1 protein-coding gene is annotated in these 1177 nt (G+C 75.4%); it reads left to right on the plus strand.

Annotation, left to right across the window (positions count from 1 at the left end; all coding sequences use genetic code 11):
* Positions 1–115 precede the first annotated feature (115 nt).
* Positions 116–1177: serine/threonine-protein kinase (locus J0670_RS38370; protein WP_207817392.1), on the plus strand; the 1062-nt coding region annotated here is incomplete at its 3' end.

The raw sequence follows: 1177 nt of genomic DNA on the forward strand, positions 1-1177 counted from the left end.
CACCCCGAAAAGCAGAACGGAGACCGTTAGAGTGGCCGCAAACACGGGCCCGGCAGGCTCACCGCACCTGCGGAGGAGTGCCCCGCGCGGGCGGCACGGCGAGGAGTACGACAAGGTGCGGCCAGTCGGCAGCAAGTATCTGCTCGATGAGACCCTGGGGCGGGGCGCGACCGGGACCGTCTGGCGCGGTCTGGTGCGCCCGGACGCCCAGGTGCCGGGCAGCGAGCCCGGGCAGCAGGTGGCGATCAAGGTGCTGCGCGAGGAGCTGGCGGCCGACCCGGACGTGGTCATGCGCTTCCTGCGCGAGCGCTCGCTGCTGCTGCGGCTGACCCACCCCAACATCGTCCGGGTCCGCGACCTGGTCGTCGAGGGCGAGCTGCTGGCCCTGGTGATGGACCTGGTGGAGGGCCCCGACCTGGCCCGCTACCTGCGCGCCAACGGTCCGTTCAGCCCGATCGCGGGCGCCCTGCTGATGGCCCAGGTCGCGGACGCGCTGGCGGCCAGCCACGAGGACGGGATCGTCCACCGCGACCTCAAGCCGGCCAACGTGCTGCTCGCCTCCACCGTCGTGGACGGCATCGAGCAGATGCACCCGATGCTGACCGACTTCGGCATCGCCCGGCTCGCCGACTCCCCGGGCGTCACCCGCACCCACGAGTTCGTCGGCACCCCCGCGTACGTCGCGCCGGAGTCCGCCGAGGGCCGTCCGCAGACCTCCGCGGTGGACGTCTACGGCGCCGGGATCATGCTGTACGAGCTGGTCACCGGCCGCCAGCCGTTCCAGGGCGAGTCCGCGCTGGCGGTCCTCCAGGCCCACCTGGCCCAGGAGCCGCAGCGGCCCAGCACCATGCCCGAGCCGCTCTGGACGGTGATCGAGCGCTGCCTGCGCAAGGACCCGGCCCAGCGGCCGAGCGCCACCTCGCTGGCCCGCGCCCTGCGGGTGGTCGCCGCCGGGGTGGGCGTGCACGCCTCGCCGGCCGCGGTGGACGAGGCGCTGGCGGTCGGCGCCCTGCTGCTGCCGGACCCGCAGCCGACCACCGTCCCCGGCACCGCGGCCGGCGTCCCGGGCGCCGTCCCCGGTTCGCTGCCGGGCACTCCGGGCGCCGAGGACCACACCCAGGTGCTGCCGCCACCCCCGGGCGGGCCGCAGTACGACCCGGCCGCCGCGACCCGGGTC

This window comes from Streptomyces sp. FH025 (genome assembly GCF_017427025.1).
Classification (GTDB): domain Bacteria; phylum Actinomycetota; class Actinomycetes; order Streptomycetales; family Streptomycetaceae; genus Kitasatospora.